This window comes from Bacillus sp. JJ664 (assembly GCF_036962205.1).
Taxonomy (GTDB): Bacteria; Bacillota; Bacilli; order Bacillales; family Bacillaceae_G; genus Gottfriedia.
Genome location: NZ_JBALMS010000035.1, coordinates 113,755 through 137,829, shown reverse-complemented (window position 1 = coordinate 137,829; position 24,075 = coordinate 113,755). Strand labels below are relative to the sequence as shown.

Below are 24,075 nucleotides of genomic sequence, written 5' to 3'. Positions count from 1 at the left end.
ACAATTATGCAATGTAAAAACTGTGAGGCTACAATACAGCAAACAGATCTTTTTTGTGAAAATTGTGGAGCAAAATTAAAAGATTTAGAAGGTAAAATGAAGGGGGATAATGCGCTTAATCACGCAGCTCAAGAAGTAAGCTCTACTGTAGCTCAATCTGACTATGTGGGCAAAGCTAAAGCTGTAAGTTTAGGATATATAGATTTCTTTAAAATGGTTTTTCGTAATCCATTTATGGCAGCAAAAGCTGCAGATGAAACAAAGTTTATTCCTGCACTAATTTCAATCATTTTATCATCTGTTATTATTCCATTTATTATTTACATAATGCTAAAGGATGCAATTAATCTATTAATCACTTTTTCAGGTGGTGGATTCGGCGAACTATATCAAGATGCTATGGGAAAAGGTCCTACTGACACGGTTACAGCCGGAGATATTTTACCAATCTCAACATTTATCATAAAGCCATTTTTCGTAATATTTCTATTACAGTTTGTGATTATTGGATTAATTTATCTATTTGTTAAAAAATCAAAAGTAACATTTAAAGATACTGTAGCAAAGTATGGGACGTTTATCACAACGCTATTAACTATATTTATTATTAGTCTAATTTTTGCATTTATCTCATTCAAAATTAGCTTATTTATTTTAGGTGTTGGGATTACGTGTTTGTTGTTTGTCATTCCGTTAACTTTAAGTATTTATAAGCTAAAAAACTCAAATATTATTGATCCATTAATTGGTTCTTTAATTATTTATATAGTCATTATATTATCTGAATATATTTATATTCAAAGTGTATTGAAACAGTTGTTATTTAAGTTAAATGAGTTAGGTGGAAGTGATTTCAACTTCTTATCTAATTTTATCGGTTTATAAGAGGTGAAGTATGGAATTCTGTAAAAATTGTGGAACTGGTTTAAAAGAAGGAATAAAGTTTTGTAGTCAATGTGGAACAACAATAACACCTAGTATTGAACATAATCAAAATTCTAAAATTAAAGGTGAGCAGAGTCATACAATTAGTAAGACACAAAAGCCTCTTTCACCTAAAACTAAAAAATTAGTTGTTTCAGCTGTTATCTTATTAGCAATAGTATTTGGAGCTTATAAGTATGGACAGTATTACTACGGAAAAGAGAGATTAGTTAATGGTCTTACTGAAGCCATAAAAACTAATGATGCTAAACAACTTGCGAAGTTGGTAGAGTCTGATGACAAAAAATTGGACATAAATTCAAAGAATTTAAAACCATTTATGGAATTAGTAAAAGATAAAGATTATCGTAGTAACTTGCTTGATCTAGTACATAAACAAGAAAGCTATTATACAAAAGTAGAAAATTCCAATCTTGATATTAGTGATGATAAACCTATAGAAGAAGATCTTTATTTACGTAAAGAGGCGAAAAAATTTGGAATTTTTCCTCACTATCAGTTGGTATTTAAACCGCAATATATTTATTTATCAACAAATTATCCGGACACTGTTGTAAAAATTGGAGAAAAAGAAGTAGGACATAGTTTTCATGAAGGAAAAGAAATAGGACCTTACATTCCTGGGGTATATAAATCTACTGCAAATCTAAATACTGATTATATTAAACTAGAGGATGCTCAAAAAATATATTTATCTAATTCTACTAATGAACCATATGAGGTGTATTATGAATTAGAAGGTGATGATGTAGAAATCAGTACACCGTTTTCAGATACAACTTTATACGTAAATGAAAAAGAAAAAGGATCATATGAGGATAGTAGCTTCTATTTTGGACCTGTTACGTATGATAGTTCGATTAGTGTTTTTGCCAAAAAGAAATTTCCTTGGGGAGAACTACAATCTAATACTCAAACAATTGATGATAGTGATGTTTACTTAGATTTTTATATGCCAGAAGAATTTGTAAATCAACTAATGGATACTTATAAAACATATCTTCTGTCAGAGAAAGAAGCTTTGAAATCAAAAGATATAACTAAAGTCGTAAATGCTTCAGAATATCGTTTGGAAAATTTACAATCTGACATAGATGATATGGAGTTTTATGAAGAGTCTTATATAAGTACACTTCAATCAATAAAACCATATACTGATGATGAAAGTAACACGATCTGGGAAGAAGAAGGCATCTATTATGCTTCTCTATATGTAAACGAAAAATCTAAAACGGCTGAGTATTACTCTAGTGACGAACCTACGCCTACTTTAGAGGGTCAAGACTATACTGTAACATTTATTTATGATGAAGATAAGAAAAAATGGAATGTAACTAGCGTAGACACTTACTATTAATATTCATAGCTTATACAAAGGCAAAACTCAATCTTGAGTTTTGTCTTTGTATTTATTCTTATCTATATATCTAATCCAGACAGTCCCTAAAATCGATATTAGTAGCCAAAGAATAGCAAAGAAAACATGGATTTTAAATATTGTGGGATTATAGGAAATTAGTAATTCATGATATCTATAGAGCATAAAAGATTGAACGAAAAAGCCAATATAACAAATGATATTTGAGAAAATCCGATTACTTCTAATATTTTTGTTCATGTCTTTCACCTTTTTAAATACATTTATATAAAACTTTAACAGAATTATATAAATGTATTGTTCTTAAATGTGAAATGTTCTTGAATAAATACATATAAAAAAGTTTGATCTCATAAAAACAAGATCAAACTTTATACTTTTATTTCATAACACTAATCTTCTCAACAAACTCATCAGAATACATCTTACTAATCGAAGTAGTCAAAACACCCATTACCGTAAACAACAGAAACACAGTAAGTGCAGTCCCAGCAACTTTTCTGCCGATATTCTTTTCTTTAAATAGCGGTAGTTTATTTCGAATGTCTTTTATGTTTGTAATCAGAATAAACGGAAGGATAATCATGCATAAAACTACAACGAAATTGTTAATGCCTAAAAGAATGCCATCACGAGCTGATGTTACGTGGTTCATTTGATAACTCATGTAAACATAAGACAATACGAAAAGAATTGGATATCCAATTAAAGCGGCAAGCTGTTTCCAAGGTGTGCTAGTTCGAAATCCAGGCATTTGAGTTGCTAACTTGGATGAAGCTAAGAAAAACTGAATTTGTTTTATCATACGTTCTCCTCCGAATACTTGTATAGATTACTAGATAAGTATAGTATACAACCTTGAGTATGCGCTTACAATCTACCTCGAGTACATTTGCACAAAACAATTATGATTACCAATATAAAAGTAGAAAAAAATAAATATTACAATTTGTAATATTTGTATTTATTTTGTAACAATTATGTAATATAATTCATATTGTAGTTTATTTGGAATATTTTAGAAGAAGTTTTATAAGTTGAAGAGGGTGGTGAATCAGAAGAATCCTTTATAATGTATCTATTTTTTAGTTTATTACTTAAATAATACAAATATATGTAACTACTAAATGTTCTTTTATGCTTCCATTAAAAAAATTATCTTAAACTAAAGGAGACCAATATAAAATGAAGAAAATCCTATTTGCTTTTTTAGCAACAGCACTGACTTTTGCCTTAGTTAAGCCATTATCTATGAGTGCAGAAGAGAAAATGAGTAATACACAGGTAGTAGTAAAACCTGTAACCGTAACGAAAGTAAAAATTAAAAACAAACCAGTTACATATCCACAAATTAGTCATGTGAAAGATCAAAATGCTCGTAAGAAAATCAATGAGTTTTTAAAAACGAAAGGTTTAAATGCTGCGAAAGCATATACTAAATTTAAGGCGGTCGAAGCAAAGGATAAAGCAGAGTGGGATGACAGCCTTGGTGAATGGTGGGGCTACGAATACGATTATTCTTATAAGGTTAAATACAACGAGAATAATCAATTAAGTATTATTTTTTATACTTACACTTACTTAGGTGGAGCGCATGGAATGACAACAGGTCAAAGTTATAATTTTGATGTAAAGACAGGAAAATTATATAAATTATCATCAACTATTAATGGTCAGACGACTGCAGTAAAAGATGCTGCTTTTAATATTTTATCCGAAAAATACGAAGATGGTTTATTTATTTCGAAAGCAAGTGAGATTGTACTGAATGATCGTAGTACATTATGGACATTTGATAAAAAAGGAATCAGACTTATTTTTAGTCAATATGAAGTTTTACCTTATGCAGCGGGGATGCCAGAGGTAGTTATTCCTACGAGTGTTTACATGAAATAAATACTTGTTTTTGTTTACTTCACAGGACCCAGAAATAAAAGAAAAAGTAGAGTCATTAAAAATGGCTCTACTTTTTTTAAACATATGATGAAGTCGAATTATTTTACGACTATTATTTGTTTCGGTCCTTCAACAACATTTTTTAAAGAATCGCTCATATAAACTTCAACAGTAATGTCACCAGCTTGCTCATAATACTTCTTTGATAGGAAGAATTGCATTTTCGTTGCAGATCTGGAAGATAAAGCAACGTTTCGGTCATTTACTTTTACTTTAGTTGCATAGGAAAAACCTTTTCCCGTTATTGTAATTAATTGCTTACTTTCACCAACTCTTAGTGTTTTAGGCGCGATATTCTTAACGGTAAAATTTGGGTTGCCTAAAAAGTATGGTAAATCCTTTACCTGATTTCCATTTTGATAAGTAAATTGCTTGCCCTTCAATATATCGTACTGTAGCAGTTCATAATTAGTTAAAAACTTCTTTGTTTCCTTAGAACTTTTTTGGAATTTTGAAGGAAGTATTATTGGGTCATTGCCATTAATTGAATTTGCTAAAAACGAGAAATTCGTATTCATTTGGATATTTGCCAATTGAAAAACATAGGGTGTTAAGAAATTACTACTTAATTGTATAGACGGTTGTTTTTGTAAATAATTACTCCAAATCAGAAGAGGAACTGTATGCATTTTTATATAATCATCCTTGGCCTCTGGGTTTTTTATAAAATTAGCATCTTTATATACGCTCATATCATCACCTAACATTGGAAGATGATCACCATAAAATACAACTATAGTCGGTTCATCTAATTGTTTTAAGGATTCAATTAACATTTTTAATGCATGATCTATGTTCACTAAATTGTGAGCATACGTATTTAAGATATTTCTATTTCCATCTTCTAATTGTAAATTCGTTGCATAATCATTATATTGCTTTTTTGGATGGTCATAAGGACCATGATTTTCCATAGTAACTGAATAGATATAGTCAGGTGTCGGAGTTTCTTTTAATGTTTGAACGATACGCTTACTAATTTCTTCATCTGATATAAATTTTGTTGTATCAGAAAGTTGGGCATTCTTGAATGTTTGTCTAGTTTGAAAAGAATTGAAACCTAGGTTTTTATAAAGCTCATCACGATGGTAAAACCATGAATGATAAGTATGAATACTTGTTGCCGTATAACCTTGATCACGAACAATTCTTGCAGCAGAATTCACCGGTTTGTTAATGTAATTTTGAAAACCTAAGGAAACAGAAGGGATGAAAGTTGTTGAAAGTCCTGTTAAAATTTCTAGTTCGGTATTAATCGTTCCTCCACCATATACTGGTGTAATCATCTGTCCGGTCGTGTTTTCCTTTTGTAATGAATGAAAATAAGATAATGGATCTTTATTAAATACATTTTGACCTAGTACAGTTGGATCAAAAAATGCTTCACTTTGTATGAACAGAATATTTGGTTTTTCTGCGTTATTTAAGGTAGGTTTTGAGCTATTAGCAGAGTCTAAAATAGAATCAATTGTTTCCTTTGTATAGCTCCTTGGTTCTTTAATAGAAGAATTAATACTATTTAAAACAAAACCAAGTACACTTCCATTAGTAAGCGAATTTACTTTTTGACTCCAGCCAATCGACTCAATTTTGAAATGTGAATATAGGTTAAATGGATATCCTACTATTAAAAAACATGCGATGATAACCGATATAATAGAAGAAATTACATTCACCTTTGTATTTTCTTTTTCTTTTTTTAGCAAAAAGCTGACGATAAGCCCAATTAATGTTACGACAACGAGAACACCAATCGTGAAAAATAATCCTTCTATTGAAATATACTGTGATATATTTAGTGCTTCATTTCGTAATAAGAAATCACTTGGAACAATCGGTTCTCCACGTTTTTGCGTTTTTACTAAGCTAGCAAGTGCGAAAAAACTAAATATCAGGAATAAAAGTGATTGCGTGAAAAGATAAGCTCTCTTTTTTAAAAAGTAAAAGCTATTCATGCAAACGAATAATATTAAGTATTCAAAAATAAAGTTTAGTGGATATTCTTTCATCCAAATCCATACTTTCAATGGTAATTCTCTATAGATACTCTCAATAAACAGTAAAGTTAATAATGGCATTAAAATTGCTAAGATCATTTTACTGTTCACAGCAAATTTTTGTTTTGTTTTTTTCATTACTTCCCCCATATATCCATTCAATATAATTTACATATAATTAACATTCTTATTATACCAAAATAAATAGTTATCATAGAATGAACTAATATTTAGTAAATTCTTTTTTTAAAACGGCCATGTTTTTAACTGATATTTTGTAAATAATGCATTTTGTGAATAATAATTGAATTCTCAATTATTTGCATGATAAAATAAAATGGTAAAATTTTCTTATTTTTGGAAAGGTTTTTGATATAAATGTTAGCTTTTCGTAAAATGTTTAAAGGTATTAAAATTGTGGGTATTAGTTGTATGGCACTTACTTCTGTTTTTTATATATCAGAAAAAGTATCAGGTTCTAGTAGCTTCAGCTTTCTATCTTCGCAAGTACCTCAAAGTCAAATCAAACAAAGAGGCGGAGTCATCCGTTTTGATCCTGATGGGATCTATCTTCACGCAAATGAAACTCATCATAGTGTCGGCATCATTAACGCATACATAAATCATAAGGGTGATTTAGAAATTGTCACTGAATCAGTCGCTCCAATTATTACAGCTAGTGCAAATCCAGATGAAACATTAGCTGCAAGAGGAATTTATGCAGGCTTAAGTGTAGGAAACCAGAAAACGATTGTTTCGTTTTCACAAAATGGAAGAAGATTAAATTTAAATAGCCCAAATGATTATGAAAAGATATCTGGTTCTAGTTCAAATGTTTGGGTTAGTTGGACTAGTAAACAAGGTTCATAGAAAAAAAGGATATGAGAATAACTCATATCCTTTTTACTTTTTTACTTGTTTAATAGTTTTAATATTTCTGTTGCATCATTATATTTTGCCAAATCTTTGATTGTATCTCCTTCGTCGTTCACAATCATCAAATTCGCACCTTTTTCGACTAAGTGCTTAAATGTTACTGCATTGTCTTCATAAACTGTTTCGAAAATAGGTGTCTCTCCGTAAGAATCTTTTATATTAATATCAGCTTTGTATTCTAATAATAAATCGATTGCTTCCATATCTGACATATAGGCAGCAGCATGTAGCACTGTATAATCCTCTTCATCACCAATTGCAGGGTCTGCTCCATTTTCAAGTAACAGTTCTAACATCTCTAAATCAATGTAGCCTGTGTCAAGATAAGTTGTTGAAATGATTGGTGAATCTCCTACATCATTTTTTTCGTTGACGTCTGCACCTTCATCGATTAATTTTTTAGCTTTATTAATGTCATTATCTAAAACAGCAAGTGTTAATGGAGTTTCTTGATCTGGGTCTATTTCAGTTCCCATTAAATCTTCATCAGCTATTTCTTGTGATACTTCATCAATAAATGAAACTAGTTTATCTGCTGAAAGTGTAATAAGTACAATTCCACCAATTGATAAAGCAACAGCTATTATGCCAACTGCCAATACTCGTTTTGGCGTTTTAAAAACGATATTATTTTCTATATTATTAAAATGGTACAAAGCAGAAATTCGTTTCGGTAATGTAGGGTGAGACATTAGTCTTTCACTTAACCAAATGAAAAATCCTTTTTCTCTACTGCTTTGGTGCATATATTCCTGAATATCAATTGTATTGTAATACTTTCTACCAACTGCAAGCATTGATAGTGCACGAGTTGATGCTTCAAAATCATTTATATAATGATTTGCCATACGGTCACATGTATACTCACATGCACGAGAATAAGCGGAACCTAAAAAAGGAATCCAGTTCCCAGGTAAAATTAAAGAGTTCTTAATAATGTGATTTCGTTTAATATGAGCAAGTTCATGTGCGATTACAAAATCAACTACTTTTGGATCTGTTTCTTTCATTTCAAATAGGTCTGCATATAATACAATCATATTTCGTCCAAAAAATCTTGTCGCAAAAGCATTTAGAAAGCCACCAGACTCCATTACATAAATATCAGGAAGTAAATAAAAGCCCATTTCTTTTGCAATTTCCTTAGTTCGTTCAAATATCTCAGGAAACTGCTTTTCAGTAATTCTTACACCGTTTGTTCGGATATGAGCAGTGTAAATTAAGTGTGCAATAATAGGGATGAGTACTAAAAATCCTAAAATAAAAATACCTACAATACTCACGAATAGCATAATATACATTGGTATACTCGCTAGTAATAATAAAATAAAATAGATGGTTTCTTTACGATTAACTAATGACTTCAAGCCACTTCCTCCTTTGTTGACCATTCTTTAAGTTTACCAAGCAACATTAAGCCTGTCATTGAATTATTAAATTTTGATTAGACCAATTACTTCCAAAGTCAAAATTACATGGAAAAAGATAAAGATTTCTTTTTACCGTTCTAATAAAATCTAGTATGATAGTTAATAGCTTTTTAAAAATATGAACTATTTCTACGGTTCTTAAAATATAACTCAATGAAAAGAAAATTAACTTGCGAATTAAGGGGAAAGTATAATAAATGAATAATCAAGTAAGAGAGCAGGAAAAGAATTCGATTTCTCGAACGAGTATTCGGAATCATAAAATTAAAAAATCGTTTCCTCTAAATAAGAAAAAATGGATGATTTCGATTGCGGCATTCATTATCATTTTGATTAGTGGGCATTTGATCGTAAAATCAATGTTTACACCTGAACGAATGGTTAAATCATTCGAAAAAGCCGTTTCTGAACATAATTATAAAGAAGTTTCACATGTTTTAGAGGAAGGTGGTACACGTGCCACACTTAATGAAGAATCAGTAAAAGCGTTTATGGAGTATATGAATAGTTCTGAATTGATTAACCAAGTGGATGATTTAGTAAAAGATGGTGCGATTCAAAATGCTCAGTTAGTTGATCGACACGGTAATCACGTGCTGACAATTGCTAAAGGAAATAAATTTTTAGGAATCTATCAAACTTATACTATTAGAGCGGAGCCATTTGAGTTAACAGTAACGTCTCCAATTGATGAGTTAGAGCTTCAGTTGAATAATGAAACGACTCGTTTAAATAAAGATGAATATGAAAAATCATATCAGAAGATTTTGCCTGGTAAGTATTCATTATCTGCAATTTACCAAGGTGAATATAGTGAGGTTGAAGAAACAGTAGACTTAGACTTTTCTAAAGCTACTAAAAATAAATTAGAACAGGAATTAACATTTAATGTTAGTTATGTACAAGTTTATTCGAATGAACCAGATGCAAAGTTGTTCGTTAACGGAAAAGATACTGGTAAAAAAATAAGTGAAGTTGAGAAGTTTGGTCCGTTTTTATTAAATGGTCAAACGATTGTACATGCAGAAATAGAAGTAAATGGTGAAGTAATCAAAACAGACGAAGTGCCGATCAATGGTAAATACATCGATTTATTGTTCAATACACCTACACAAAATGAAGAAAAGACCGAGGAAGATGGTGGATTTTTTGCAGGTATTAAAGACTTTTTTGATCGATACTTACCTGAAACAAAACCATCAACAAATAATTTAGAAGAAAAGCAATTCATTGACGGATTATTTAACCAAAATGGTCAGGCATTCTTAGAATCAGAAGAATATCAGAAAAAAATTAAAAAGAAAAATACAACACAAAAGCTTGTTAGCTTTGCGATGAAAAACTCAAAGCAAGACGATTCAGGTATGGTAATCGTGACAAATGAAACATATGAGATAACTGATAAAAAAGGAAAAACAAAAACGAAGTCATTTGAAATTACGTATCATTTTTCAAGAGTGGATGATGAATTAAAAATGGATCGTATTGAAGAAGTTAAGGAAATTAAATCATAAAATTATATTTTGAAATAATAGCTTCTCTTCGTAGAAACTTTTCCGAAATATATTTAAAGGCGACTAATTAAAATTTTAACTAGTTGCCTTTTTTTATTGATCATAAAGATATAATTATGTAGAAAGAATGAAATGTATTTGTATTCCAAAAGGATAAATATGCACTTTTAATCAATAGTCACTTGTAAAATTAGTGAGATTCGAGAGGCTGTTTTGTGGAAGTGAGGTAGGTGAAATTGGCGGAAATCGTATAGTTAAAGAAAAAGTGTAAGAATTTCCTTTGAAAAATGGAACTTTTTTCTGTATAGTGTCAATTATTGATAAATATCAATATACGGATAGTACATTTTACTGATATATTACTAATATGTAATGTAACTTTTTTCTCAATTCGATTTCATTTATATGTAGTTTTCTAACATTGCTTTTTAATATGAAAATATACGTTATAATGAATAAAAAGACAGTAAATGGAGGTATTGAATTAGAGTTATAATGTTGAATTTTCTTAAGAATCTTTTGTTATTAACACTTCTATTAACGGTCGTTGGATCGTTTGCTATATATCGTTATTACTTTCATGATGTTTTGAAGTATGAAACGCAAATTTATTCAGAGTTACAGTCTGTTGGCTTGGAGCAGTATACCCCATTATTACTGGGGCTTATGATGCAGGAAACAAAAGGAAAAGGAACAGATCCTATGCAGGCTTCCGAATCACTTGGCTTAGCTAAGGACAGTATTAAAAGCTCCTCAAAAAGTATTCAGCAAGGTGTCATTCATTTTGCAGATGTTTATCAATATGGGAAGAAGCAAGGTGTAGATTTAGAGACAATTATACAAAGCTATAATATGGGGATTTCTTATATTGATTTTGTAAAAGGGCACGGAGGGAAACATTCGGTACCTCTTGCGAAGTCGTACTCGCTTTCAATGGTCGATACAAATCCGGAGCTATACACATGTAATAATGATAAGGAGAATTTCAGATATCCTTATTGTTATGGAGATTTTACTTATAGTGACAAGGTATTAAAGAAAACAAAGTACTTTGAACTGTACGAAGCATTAAAGCATAGAGAAGCATAGTTCTAATGGTAAGAGATGAGCGTCTTACTATTAGAGCTATTTTTTATGTAAACAGTATGTCAAATTGATTACATTTTGTGATAAGCCAAAACATTTTTCGATTTTTTCCGATATAATTGGTAAATATACATAATTTATCCAATTTTTTTTGTAAAAGTCAACTTTGTAGATTTAACTGTTATTCTATAAAACTACTAACATGAATCTCAACTTTACTTAATTCTTTAAGTAAAAAGGCTTTTATTTCTTAATGACGGTTGGAGAAAGGGGAGAGTGATTACATGAAAAATATTAGTAAAGCACTGATGGTATCAGCGGGTATACTAGTGGGCACATCTAGCATTCCTTTTCCTACAATAGGAATTGAAAAAACAGAGGCTAGCAGTACGATTGAAAAACTGAATGGAAAGTTTCAAAATACTTCCAATCTAGTAATGAGAGAAAAACCAGGGGTGAATTATAAAAAACTTCTTACTATACCAAAGGGCGCTATATTAATCGTGACGTTAAAACAAGATAAATGGTATAAAGTTTCTTATACGTACAAATATAAAAACAAAAATACTACAAAAACAGGTTGGGTAGATGGTACATATTTAAAGGAATATAATAAATATACAACTCAACCAACTAAGTATTATTTTACGAATAAAACAACCAAGCTTTATTTGACTCCTGACACAAAGAAAAAAGAAGTCTACACTGTCGCTAGTAATAATGGATTTAGTAGCACACAAGTGGTCTTAAATAGTAGCGGACAAACTTGGTACCGTGTTTATTATAAAGGAAAATATTTATACATAAACAAAAGTGATGTTGTTAATAACACGTTTACAACATTTACTAATACAAAGTATAAAGCAACGAAGGACACATACGTATATCAATATTACGGTACAATTTTCTCGAAACTTGTAAGCGTACCAAAAAACACAATTATATCAACAAGTAAAAAAATCGGTAATTTTTATTATGTATCTTATGGTGGCAAAAAAGGGTATATCAATATTGCTGATTTTACAAACAACATCAATGAAGTGAAATATGAAACGACACCTACGACCTACTACTTCACAAAAAACCTTGCAAAATACTATACTGCTCCTGGAGACACTCAGGAGGTAGCCTCTATAGAAGGTAATAACGGATTTGCTTCTACACAAAAAGCAACTGATCAATTAGGGAAAATATGGTACCGTATTTCTTATAATGGACAAGATTACTATATTAATAGTGTAGATGTAACCGCAAATACATTCTCAACTTTTACAAATACAATTTACAAATCTACAAAAGAAACATATGTATACGAATCGTTCGGAAGCCAGTTTAGAAAACTAGTTACAGTTCCTATAGATACTGAATTGACTTCAAGTAAAAAAATCGATAATTGGTATAGCGTCACTTACAATGGACAAACAGGATATATCAATATAAGTGATTTTATTAAAAGTGACGGTGTTACAGTAACAGATATTCCAGATAAGAACTATACAACAACAGCTGAATTAAATCTAAGAGCTTCATATGATGCATCATCTGCGATCCTGGCAGTTATTCCAAAGTCTGCGACAGTTGTTGCGACACATAAAGCGTCAAATAATTGGTACAAAGTTACTTATAATGGTCAAACAGGATTTGTATCTGGTGCGTATTTAAAAGAAGTCATAACTGATCCAGGAATCAACCGAGATACTTATCAGTTTGTTGATTTACGAACTCAGTCATCTGTTACAGCAAAGCAAATTAATGATTATATAGCTGCCTATGTTAATTTAAAAGGTAAGAAAAGTGTGCTAACTGGCCAAGGACAATTATTTATTGACGCTGGAAAGCAATTCGGTGTAAATGCACTTTACTTAGCTGCTCACGCAATCCATGAAAGTGGATATGGAACGTCAGCGATTTCTTTAGGTAAATCAAATTTATTTGGATTTGGATCGTATGATGCTACTGCGTACATTGCTTCATACAAATTTACTTCAGTTAAAGAGAATATAGCTTATATTGCTCGTGAAATGAAAACGACTTATTTGAACCCGAATAACTGGAAGTACAATGGCGCGTATCTTGGATATACGACAAAAGATGCAAATGGGAAAAGAATCGACGCTAAAAGTGAAGGTATGAATTTTTATTATGCTAGTGACTCAAACTGGGGAAAAGCAATCTCACAGCATATGGAAAAAATCCTTCCTTATGATAAGAACTACTATAAATCAGCACAAATCAATACAACGATTCCTTCAGCTCCAGTAAAACCTGAAGGCAGTGATGTATTCCCAGTCGGTATACAAGCAGTAGCAGACAGTAGTCTAAACTTATTTGCCAACAAAGGGGATACAACAAAAGTAAAAGCAATCACAACAGGAACAAGTTTTATTCTTTTAGAAAAAACGAATGACTACTGGGTTAAATTGATGATAGATGATACTGTCTATTGGACAAACACAATTAAATTTGATGTATATAATAGATACGTTTCAGTTAAAAACCTTGGCAGAATCCTAATAGATGGACTAAATGTTCGCTCAACTCCAACTACTTCAGGAAATAATATTATTGCACAATTTAATTTAAATGATTATGTAAACATTGTGACATTACCAAATGGAAGTCTAGAAATGGACTACACAAAAAGTTGGTATAAAGTCCAAATCGGTAATGGAATGATGGGCTGGATTTCAACTAGTTATGTGGCGCAAGAATTGAAATAACCAAATGTGAAATAAGTAAAGAAGTATATGTAATCGAGTATAAAACATTGAAGTTTTGTACTCGATTTATTTGTTTACAAAAAGTCTTCTATCGAGGTGAATCCTTTGTTATTCAATGTATTGTTAGGAATTGAAGAACTAAATAAACAAGAAGTTAATATTAAATATAGAGAAGCCGTGAGGGCTGTTATTATTCAGGATCATAAAATTCTTCTCATCCATTCGAATTTGGGGGATTATAAATTCCCAGGAGGGGGTTTGGAAAAGAATGAAAGTCATACTGATGGACTTTTAAGAGAAGTAGCCGAAGAAACTGGGTACATAAACTGCACAGTGAAAGAAAGAATGGGTTTAGTTATTGAAAGGCACATAGATGAATATGATGATAACTTTTATTTCGAAATGACCTCACATTATTACCTATTTGAATTAAACAACTCTAATAAAGTTGCACAGCAATTAGATGATTATGAAGCTGCACAAGAATTTGTACCCAAATGGCTGACAATTGATGAGGCCATTGAGAAAAACCAAAACGTATTAAATCAATCTGAGAAGAATAGATGGATTCATCGTGAGAATTTTGTTTTAAAAGAACTGAAGAAATTCATTAAATGAATTTAGCTTAAAAAACCAAAAAACACTCAGAAATTATTCCTCTGAGTGTTTTTTGGCGAAGACTTCTTTTTAAAAACCAAACAACTTTGAATATAGTTGTCTCTATTTTTAGTGATGAAATAAAAATTACATGTTACTATTAAAATTGGAAACTTAAAGACTAAAAAAAATATGGTAAAATTTTCATATTGTTTACTATTTTAATAGATTGGAGAAAGTGTCATGAAATCATTCTTACTAAAAGTAGGTATATTATCAGCTTTAACCGTTAGTCTATTTAATGGAACAGCCTCTGCTGAAACAGCTTCTGTTAATACAACGTGGTCATCAAAATGTTCTAAGTTTGGTCAAATAAAAGAAAAAGTAAATCCTTCATTTCAACATATCAATTGTTTATTAACGAGTGCTGCTATTAATGCGGATATTCCGCCAGAGGTAGTAAAGGCAATCGCTTTTAAAGAATCAGGTTGGAAACAATATGTGGATGGCAAACCACTTATCTCTGATGATAATGGTATAGGTATTATGCAAGTGACAGATGGTGGCTATGACACCGAAAGATTAAAAAATGATATTGCCTATAATATTCAGATTGGTGTTAACATTTTAAACAGCAAATACAGTTTAAAAACACTGCCAAAAATTAAAGGTGCAAATCGACATATGATTGAAAACTGGTACTTCTCAGTAATGGCTTATAATGGAATTAAACCGGTGAATAGTCCACTTTTTCAAGATAGTGGTGAGACAAATAACGAAGCTTATCAAGAGGAAGTTTTTAGTATTATCGAAGAACAAAGCTTCATAAATGAAACGACATTAGCTCACTTTCCTTTTAAAACAAGTGACTTTAAATATGATCCAAAGCTCGATGAAAATATTGAATTTTTAAAGTTAGAATACACTTTAACAAATAAACTGCATCAATCAGCTTATTTTTATAAAATGAACCAGAAGGTATTGGTAACTGGGAATAAAGTAAACTTAAGACCAAACCCAACTAGCACACCATCTAGCCTTAAGCAATTTACGAGTCATACACCAGTCTACGTGAATGGTGAAATTAAATATGATTTAACAAGTGGTAAAAATCAATTTGTTTGGATTCCAGTTAAAACAGTTGATGGCAAATTAAAAGGATATGTAGCTTCTCCCTATATCTATAAAGAAAATCCAGTTGTAAGTGGTGTGACATCTGGAAAATATTATCGTAATACCGTTACAATTCGTTTTAACGAAGGTACAGCAACTTTAAATGGCAAGGTTTTTTCAAATGGGGGTAGTGTCACAAAATCAGGTAACTATACTTTAATTGTAAAAGATTCAGCAAATAATACAACAACGATTAAGTTTGCTGTAGATAAGACAATACCAGCTATGGCAGCTGTTAATAAAGTAACGAGTAAAACAACAAAGGTTACTGGAAAAGCAGAAAAATATGCAACAGTTGAAATTTATAGAAGTACTACACGTATCGGAACAGCAAAAGTTAACTCAAGTGGAACGTTTTCTGCAAATATAAAAGCACAGAAAAAATCGACTGTTTTAAAGGTATACGTAAAAGATAAAGCAGGTAATGTAAGTAAAAGAGCCATTACAGTCTTATAAAAAATAGAAATGCGATGTAAAAGTGAATCAACACTTTACATCGCATTTTTTGTAATGAAAAAAAAGAGAAGGTAGTTAACCTTCTCTTTTTCTATATTACTGCTTTTTAATTAATAATTGGTATTGATCGAAGTCAGCAATACCATTTGCTTCTTCTACTTTGAAATAGTAATTACCTTTTTTCAGAGCAATTTGTCCAACTTCAGCATCATTAAATGTGTAGCGGTCAAAAGTTACAAGGCGTTTTCCTTTGCTATCATAGATTGATAGTTTTCCATTCATTCCAGGAGCCGGCATGTCTAATGTGAATGAAACAGTACGTGCTTTATCGTTTACAAATCTAAAGAAATCGTTATCTCCATTTGCTACATTCGCATTTAAATAGCCATACCCTACGTATGAGCTCGAACCTGCATATTTTAGCGGAAGCATAATTGATGGTAAACCATTTCGATATTTTGCTTTAGCATCTTCATCAGCTCTTGTCATTGAATAGAAGCGGAATCCATAATCATGGATGTTTGGAATATCAGTGAATGCATTCGCTACTTCTATAAAGTAACCATGGTTTGGTTTTGCTTGGAATGAACCTTTTGTAAAGTCTCCGTAGTTTTGATAGAAATTTCCTTTTTCTTGTTCAGCTCCATCTAGTTTTTTATTGCCATTTGAATCTTCGTAAACAGTGATATTAATTGGTAAATCTTCGGTTAATACTTTTGGTATTGTCCCTGACTCATCTTCAGACAGAGAGAATGCCATAAATTCGAAGCCTTTTAAAACTGTACTCGTACTAGTATTCTTAAAGTAGTAATAATCAACATCATTAGATGATGAGAAGTTTCCAGTTAGTTCATTATAGCTCTTAATTGAACGGGCAGTTTCAAAGCTATTGTTTGGTTCAAAATCATCATCAGCAACTTCACCATGTGGTTTTAATGACAATTTATAAGATAGATCTGTAACACCATTAAAAGATGAAACGCGAATATAATACGTTACACCATTATCAAGTCCAGTAAATATGTCTTGATTATTTTCGTTATAAGTACGATCTGTGAAGTAATTATTTGAAGATGAAATATACTCAAACACTTTCTTTTCTGCGTTATATGCATATAAAGATGCAGTTAATTGTTGTTCTTTTTTTGCATTTAAATTTAATTGTACAAATTGATTTTTCGTAGTTGTGAATTTATACCAATCGGCATCGTTATCTGATTGAATATATGCAGTTTGAGATGCATTTTGGCTAATTGTACGAGCATTATCTACTATTTGGCCAACATCGCTTGAGTCGACGAAACCAACATTTTGCGTTAAGAAGTTTGTATCATCAACATTCACACTGTTTGTTAATCCGTCTTCATCATTTGGAAGTGATAAATTAGACATTGTAAAATGAACATTTTCTAATGAACCTGTATATGGAACAGCTGAATTAGGTTGCTCATCATATTTTGGTAAAGTAAATACAGTACTTGATGTACTTGATAATTCAATTACATAAGATGTATCTTTTGAGAATGAATAAGCTGCTTTTTCGCCATCGCTTTTTCCGTTATTATCGATTGAAAATAATGGTAATGGTTGTACTGTAGCAGACGAAGCAATATAATCATCCCAAGTTGATTTTTCGTACACATTAATCGAGCTGTTTACTCCAGGAATTGCACCAAGACCCATTAAGACCGATTGATCATCAGTTGGTTGGAATGCAAGATATCTAGTGCCTGTTGCGCCTTTATTAAATAGTTGAAGTGATAAGTTATCCGTATTGAATGGTAACTGCGTAACAGGTAATGGATTCGTTTTTGTTGCAGTTTCTTCATTAGTATTAGCTTTTTGTTTGATGCCTAATGTAAATGTAGATTTGCCTTGAAGACTATATCTAGCATTTTTATCACTAACTTCGATAACGAGCGTACCGTCTTTAGTTGCTTCATAAACAGTTCCTTCAGTTTTTCCGGCAAGTACTTCATCAATTACGATTGGTTTTGACGATTTTGTACTTGTGCCTTCATAAAAGCGAAGTGAAAGCTGGTCATCATAATCATTCGCCATTTTTAAAGTTAGTCCGATTGCATCGCCACTCTTAACATTTACTTTATAGCGATTCGTTTGATGTGGTTTTGTAATTGAACCGTTAAATGATGCTACATCGCTTCCTGTTAGAGTAACAGTTGATGCACTTGATAAAATCCCTGCATCAGATGTTTTTTTATAAGAAACTAAATTCTTTATATTATAAGATAATGCTTTTACAGGATCGACTAAGCCGTATCCGTACTTAATATCATAACCAGTTGTGCCACGGTCAGTAGCAGTTTCTTCTAATATTTGCTCTACATCATAAGATGATAGATTTGGATATTTTGTTTTTAATAGAGATGCAATTCCACTGACAACTGGAGTAGCCATTGAAGTACCACTTAAATAGTAGTATGTGCTACCAAGTGTTGGGTCATAAATTGTACTATAAATAAACTCCCCAGGAGCAACAACGTCTATACCAGGACCAAAAGTAGAAAATGAAGCTAGCTTGCGTTGGTCATTAGTAGCGCCTACTGAAATGACACCATCATATGATGCAGGATAGCTATATTCATTAATTCCACTATTACCAGCTGCAGCAACGACTACTACACCTTTGCTAACTGCGTATTGGATTGTGTCATCAAGTAATTGGCTGTACATTGATCCACCAAGACTCATATTAATGACTTTAGCGCCTTTAGAAACTGCGTACAGTATTCCTTCTGAAATTGTATAATCCGATACATACTCATTTCCATCAAATACATTCACAGAAAGAATTTTAGCATTCGGGTTTACACCATATGCACCTAATTTATTGTCCTTAGTAGCGGCAATAATACCAGCGACATGTGTACCATGATATTCTCTAGCTCCAGCTGTAGCAGGATTCACTACATTATAAGAACCTTGTATTCTACCTGCTAAGTCAGGATGTTTCGTATCGACACCTTGGTCAATTACAGCAACAGTTATAGGCTTCTTGGCTACTAGCTTCTGAGCAGAAGAAATTTTAAGCTGAGATAAATGATAAGCTTCACTTTCTTTTGGATTAGCAGTAGAAGACATAGCTTTATACTGTACACTTGGTGAAACAGACGTAACATTTTCATATTTATTATAGACTGATAGAGCAGTGGCTAGTTTTTTGCCATTTTGAATCTTCACAATATCATAGCCAAGTGATGGGAATGATTTAACAACATTCATCCCTGCACTTCTATGTATAGATGAAGAAACAGCACTTTTATATTTAACGACGTATGTTGTTTCACTAGTTTGGTTTTTGTTATTTAAAAAAGGTAGTGGAGCGCTTTTTTTAACGAAGTTTGCTTTAAATGGTTCCTTTTTTGTAGCTGCATAGATTGAGTTAGTTGAAAGTAAACTAGCTGCAAGTGTAAAAGCAGTAGTATACTTAAGGATTTTTCTCAAACATACCCCTCATTTCGATTTTTTTCTAATATTAAGAATTAGTAGACTTAATTATACTAAATTAATTGATAGAGCCGTTATACTTTTATGAAATAATTTTTTTAATGATTGTAATAATAGAGTGTAAGTTTTAAAGCAATAAGGGGAACAGAAACTATGAAAAGGAAGCTATAAACGTAATGATGATGGATATGTGGATAAAAATGTGGATAAATGAAGTGGATAAGTAATAATTACAGTGGATAGGTCTAATGTAGTTTATTTAGTGAAAACATAAGAAAATTCGTCAAAATAATCTGAAGTATATATGACGTTAGAACTATCATTGGATTTGCCTAACCAGGATTGTACTAGCGTAATCAATAGGAGAAAGATCAAGTTGTTAACACTTTATAAACTTATAAACAGTTTACTTGTGGATAAAGTGTCTTAGTTATCCACATATTGTGTATAACTGTGGGAAAATGTATGAAAATTGTGGAAAACATATTTTAGACAAATTAAAAAGAGAGCATTTATGCTCTCTTTTTGTCTAATCATGTCATTATTTAAAATTATACACTTTTATCTATCTCGCACCTTCGCCAGTTAAAACGACTTTAATTGTTTTAAACATAATTCTAATGTCTAACAATATTGATTGGTGTTCGATATAGTACAAATCTAAATCTAATTTTTCCTTTGGTGTTAATTCATAACCACCATTCACTTGCGCCCAACCTGTTAGACCAGGTTTAACAGCTAGACGATTAGTGAATCCAGGTACTTCGTGATTGAATTTCACCAAAAAGAAAGCTCGTTCCGGTCTAGGTCCAACAAGACTCATATCCCCAAGGATTACGTTCACAAATTGAGGTAGTTCATCAATGCGTGTCTTTCTAAGAAAGTGACCTAATTTAGTGATTCGAGGATCATCTGTACTTGCCCATTGTGGACCATTTACTTCTGCATCTAATCGCATCGTTCTTAATTTGTATATTTTAAAGATTTTACCGTTTAATCCTACTCGTTCTTGAATGAAAAGAGCAGGTCCTGGTGAATCAATTTTAATTAACGCAATAAAGAACAAAACGAATGGAGCAGTAATGATAAATGCCATTAATGCAAGGATTAGATCCATTGATCTTTTTATAAATGAATAAACAATACTTTTTCTTTTAATGGATTCAAATACTTGAAATGAATAACCTGTTTCAAGTTTTTGCTGAGTATTCTGTAAGGCCATATAAACACCCCAGTTAATAATTTAGGCCATCTTTTGCAAATGTGTGCAACCTGTCCTAATGTATAACGTCACATATATTTAACATCATACCAATTATATAGGTTAACAGAAAAAAATCAATTGTTTTTCTGTTACAACTTTATTACTATGCCTCAAAATCTAACACAAGGGTACCTTACAGCCATAGTGTGTCCATTAACTGTAGTACTCAGCATGTCATTTTATAGAAATTGTTGAATGTCGACTTTTTGGATAGTATTACTATCTTTACATACAATAATGTAAATCATACATCAATGATGAAATTTCTAATAAAGTCTATAGGCTGACACATCGCTACCTTTTGTTTCAAAAAAGTCTAAAATGCCCATGTAAATGGCTTCTGCTGCAATTTGTCTCCAATGTGAAGAGCTTAATTTACTAGCATCATTTTTATTCGTAATGAACCCTAATTCTGTTAAAACTGCAGGTAAATTGTTTGATCGAATGACTTGGAAATTACCGTGCTTTGCACCGCGATCTTGTAATTGATAGGCTGCAACCATTCGTTTCTGAATAAAATTTGCTAATGTTTTACTATCAGTAATATACGGATTTGTTTTAGAAGCTGTTGGTTCAAGTACCGATGTGATTGAACTTTCCTTTGAAAAGAAAGTAGGATAATTTGTCTTTGAAGCATTTATATTTGTTTTGTTGATTGCTGCTGATTTTATACCGTAATAATAAGTTTCAAGGCCACTTGCAGAAGAGCTGCCTGCATTAGCGTGAATGCTTACAAATGCATGAGCTTTTTTGGAAATCGCAAGAGCTGGACGCTGATTCAAAGGGATGAAAATATCCTTTGATCTAGTTAAATAAACATTGTAAGGGGTCAAATCATTAAATAATGTCTCAACTCGCTGACTAACATCTAACACAACATCCTTTTCCTTTAATCCGCCAATTCCAATCGCACCAGTATCCTTACCTCCATGCCCAGGATCAATTACAATCGTTTTTATTTGTGTATCTGGACTCTCAATTGATGGTTTGAATGACACAAATAAGTCTTGTGGGCTTTTTCGGTTATAAGTACGAACTGTAAGCTGATGTATATCCTTTGAATTAGAATAGAGCGTATCATCACTTACAGTAACTAAGAGCTTTCTTAAAGGTTTCTTGCCATCTTTCCATTCGTATGCAATTTGCTTACCATCCAGCCAAACACCAACCCCTTCGCCTGATTTATATTCTAGATGATAAGTTCCTGCCGGTAATCTTTTATATGTAATATACCTAGCACTATAATAATTTTTAGCAACGACACTTGGAATCGTACTACTGCTCTCATTATTAGCCTTTAATAGTATATTTGTACTTTGACTGGTAATGACTTGTTTACTTACAGGTAATCCAGTGGAGCCTGTATTATTAAAATAATAAGCGACCCAATTAGAGAATGGTGCTATTGCTGAGTGGATAGCGGCTTCACCACCGTTAGAGTCAGCATAGTCCGTTTTCACAATATGTTCTCCAACGGATACATTTTCAATAACTGCATTATTAAGCATATTAGTGCTTGTTGGATTTGATTCTAAAATTTTTTGTTCATCGAAAAATATGCTTGCAAGATCATCCGTATAAAGTGTTGCAAAATAGTCACCTTGTTTATACATACTTGAATGAATAAAATTCAGATGAAAAAAATCAAATGCATGACCAATTGGAGAATAATAGCCCCAATTATAAGAAATATCTTTTTCATTTAAATTAACAGATTGCTGTATAGGTTTTAATGTGAAGTTTAAGGTAGGAATACTTTGGAAATTTGAATGTATTAATTGAATTGTATGGATATCACGTGATGTAGATTTGTTTAAAAGCTCTGTAATCAATATAGATTTCTTAATTTTCTTTGAGGTTGATATAGCTTCGTCTTGAAGGAATAATTTGTTATCGACATAAATTTCTACTTTTCCTAGGAATTCTCCTGATACATAATATTTTCCACTATGAATCTTGGTGGTTGTGGTAGATCGTATTGATTTCAAACTGTTCAATTGTGACTGATCAAATTTAGGATACGAAAATTTGATTGGAGATGCAACAGTCGTTGTAGTCGATGATTTTATTGTATTGCCATTGTTGAAGAATAACATATCCCAATTAGCTGTAGGTGCTTCAGGTACCTGCTTGCTAGTTATTGGTTCTTCATATTCTAAAGGACTAGCTTTGGATGGAAGTGGATAATTATTGAAACATAAACAGATTAAAATTGTAAAAAAACCGTACTTTCGAAGCTGTGAAAATATCATTTTTTTATCTTTGCATTTCTTCATTTTACTTTTTCAAATGACTCCCTTCATTTATTTTTTAGAATCTTCTTACTATTATGTTACTGTATCAAACCTTGTCAGTAAATACTAAGATTTGTCGATTATTAGTGTTTTTTAAGGAAGGGAATCAATAATTGTAGTAATATAATGAAGTGTGCCGATGGTTTGCGAATATCTATGCTTTTTTATCAGGTTAATTTGAAAGGTTTGGTGTTTAAATGCTACCGAATTATTTTACAGTCCGTGGCTTTGGTAGTCATGAAATTGAAATCGAAAAATCTAGATTTATTTGTTATATAAATGAAGTAAAGAGTGAACAAGATGCTCAACAATTTATTTTAGAAATTAAAAAAAAACATCATGATGCAAATCATAATTGTTCTGCCTATTTGATTGGTGAGAAAGATGAAATCCAAAAGGCAAGTGATGATGGTGAACCTAGTGGAACAGCTGGAGTACCAATGCTAGAGGTATTAAAAAAACGTGGATTAAAAGATACAGTCGTAGTAGTAACGAGATATTTTGGTGGTAAAAAACTAGGTGCTGGTGGACTTATTAGAGCTTATGGTCAATCAGTTAGTGAAGGTTTAAACGAAGTTGGAATTGTAGAACGAACTTTAGTAAAGGTTATTAATGTAAGAGTAAGTTATAAATTAATAGGAAAAGTTGAACATGCTTTGCGTAACTCAAACTACCATTTAGAAAAAGTTAATCATCTTGAAGAAGTTGAGTTTGAACTTTGGATAAAGATTAATGAAGTGAATACTTTTACCGAGTGGATGGTTGAACTCACAAATGGTAGTTGCGATATATCTGAAAGTATTGTTAAATACATGTAGAAGTTTTCACATTTTGATCAATTATGACAATTTATGACTTTAA

16 protein-coding genes are annotated in these 24,075 nt (G+C 31.5%); 10 read left to right on the top strand and 6 right to left on the bottom strand.

Annotated features, from left to right (window positions below):
* Together V7056_RS06040 and V7056_RS06035 are read left to right on the top strand one after the other, a co-directional pair.
* Positions 1-885: zinc ribbon domain-containing protein (locus V7056_RS06040; RefSeq protein WP_499700218.1), on the top strand; the 885-nt coding region annotated here is incomplete at its 5' end.
* Between the two features lie 10 nt (positions 886-895).
* Complete coding sequence (locus tag V7056_RS06035; protein ID WP_499700216.1) at positions 896-2,302, top strand: zinc ribbon domain-containing protein; 1,407 nt, start codon at positions 896-898, stop codon at positions 2,300-2,302.
* A 400-nt stretch (positions 2,303-2,702) separates the two neighbouring features.
* Here the strand turns inward: V7056_RS06035 and V7056_RS06030 are convergent, their stop codons facing one another.
* Positions 2,703-3,128, bottom strand: coding sequence for a hypothetical protein (locus tag V7056_RS06030; protein WP_499700214.1), 426 nt, complete (start codon positions 3,126-3,128; stop codon positions 2,703-2,705).
* Positions 3,129-3,508: 380 nt separating this feature from the next.
* Between V7056_RS06030 and V7056_RS06025 the strand changes: the two genes are divergently transcribed.
* A complete protein-coding gene (locus V7056_RS06025) occupies positions 3,509-4,219 on the top strand; it encodes a DUF3298 and DUF4163 domain-containing protein (protein WP_499700212.1) in 711 nt (236 codons plus the stop codon).
* A 98-nt stretch (positions 4,220-4,317) separates the two neighbouring features.
* On the opposite strand, the gene V7056_RS06020 is transcribed toward V7056_RS06025, so the two are convergent.
* Positions 4,318-6,414 carry an LTA synthase family protein gene (locus V7056_RS06020; RefSeq protein WP_499700210.1) on the bottom strand — a complete coding sequence of 699 codons (2,097 nt, stop codon included), beginning with the start codon at positions 6,412-6,414 and terminating at the stop codon, positions 4,318-4,320.
* Between the two features lie 240 nt (positions 6,415-6,654).
* Between V7056_RS06020 and V7056_RS06015 the strand changes: the two genes are divergently transcribed.
* Entirely contained in the window at positions 6,655-7,146 is a 492-nt protein-coding gene (locus V7056_RS06015) for a hypothetical protein (protein ID WP_499700208.1), read from the top strand.
* A 41-nt stretch (positions 7,147-7,187) separates the two neighbouring features.
* On the opposite strand, the gene V7056_RS06010 is transcribed toward V7056_RS06015, so the two are convergent.
* Complete coding sequence (locus V7056_RS06010; protein ID WP_499700206.1) at positions 7,188-8,579, bottom strand: M48 family metallopeptidase; 1,392 nt, start codon at positions 8,577-8,579, stop codon at positions 7,188-7,190.
* A gap of 260 nt (positions 8,580-8,839) precedes the next feature.
* On the opposite strand from V7056_RS06010, the gene V7056_RS06005 reads away from it, so the two are divergent.
* From V7056_RS06005 to V7056_RS05985, 5 genes are all read left to right on the top strand, one after another.
* Entirely contained in the window at positions 8,840-10,156 is a 1,317-nt protein-coding gene (locus tag V7056_RS06005) for a TcaA 3rd/4th domain-containing protein (RefSeq protein WP_499700204.1), read from the top strand.
* 495 nt (positions 10,157-10,651) lie between these two features.
* Entirely contained in the window at positions 10,652-11,245 is a 594-nt protein-coding gene (locus tag V7056_RS06000; protein ID WP_499700202.1) for a lysozyme family protein, read from the top strand.
* A 281-nt stretch (positions 11,246-11,526) separates the two neighbouring features.
* Entirely contained in the window at positions 11,527-13,962 is a 2,436-nt protein-coding gene (locus V7056_RS05995; protein ID WP_499700200.1) for an SH3 domain-containing protein, read from the top strand.
* Positions 13,963-14,067: 105 nt separating this feature from the next.
* Complete coding sequence (locus V7056_RS05990) at positions 14,068-14,580, top strand: NUDIX hydrolase (RefSeq protein ID WP_499700198.1); 513 nt, start codon at positions 14,068-14,070, stop codon at positions 14,578-14,580.
* Between the two features lie 222 nt (positions 14,581-14,802).
* Positions 14,803-16,188: an Ig-like domain-containing protein gene (locus V7056_RS05985; protein WP_499700196.1), complete on the top strand. Its 1,386-nt coding sequence runs from the start codon at positions 14,803-14,805 to the stop codon at positions 16,186-16,188.
* Between the two features lie 96 nt (positions 16,189-16,284).
* Here V7056_RS05985 and V7056_RS05980 read toward each other — a convergent pair whose 3' ends face one another.
* The 3 genes from V7056_RS05980 to V7056_RS05970 form a co-directional block, all read right to left on the bottom strand.
* Complete coding sequence (locus tag V7056_RS05980) at positions 16,285-19,653, bottom strand: S8 family peptidase (protein ID WP_499700194.1); 3,369 nt, start codon at positions 19,651-19,653, stop codon at positions 16,285-16,287.
* Between the two features lie 568 nt (positions 19,654-20,221).
* Positions 20,222-20,878: a sugar transferase gene (locus tag V7056_RS05975; RefSeq protein WP_192603473.1), complete on the bottom strand. Its 657-nt coding sequence runs from the start codon at positions 20,876-20,878 to the stop codon at positions 20,222-20,224.
* A gap of 308 nt (positions 20,879-21,186) precedes the next feature.
* Entirely contained in the window at positions 21,187-23,196 is a 2,010-nt protein-coding gene (locus tag V7056_RS05970; protein WP_499700191.1) for an N-acetylmuramoyl-L-alanine amidase family protein, read from the bottom strand.
* 215 nt (positions 23,197-23,411) lie between these two features.
* On the opposite strand from V7056_RS05970, the gene V7056_RS05965 reads away from it, so the two are divergent.
* Entirely contained in the window at positions 23,412-24,032 is a 621-nt protein-coding gene (locus V7056_RS05965; protein WP_499700189.1) for a YigZ family protein, read from the top strand.
* Positions 24,033-24,075: the final 43 nt, after the last annotated feature.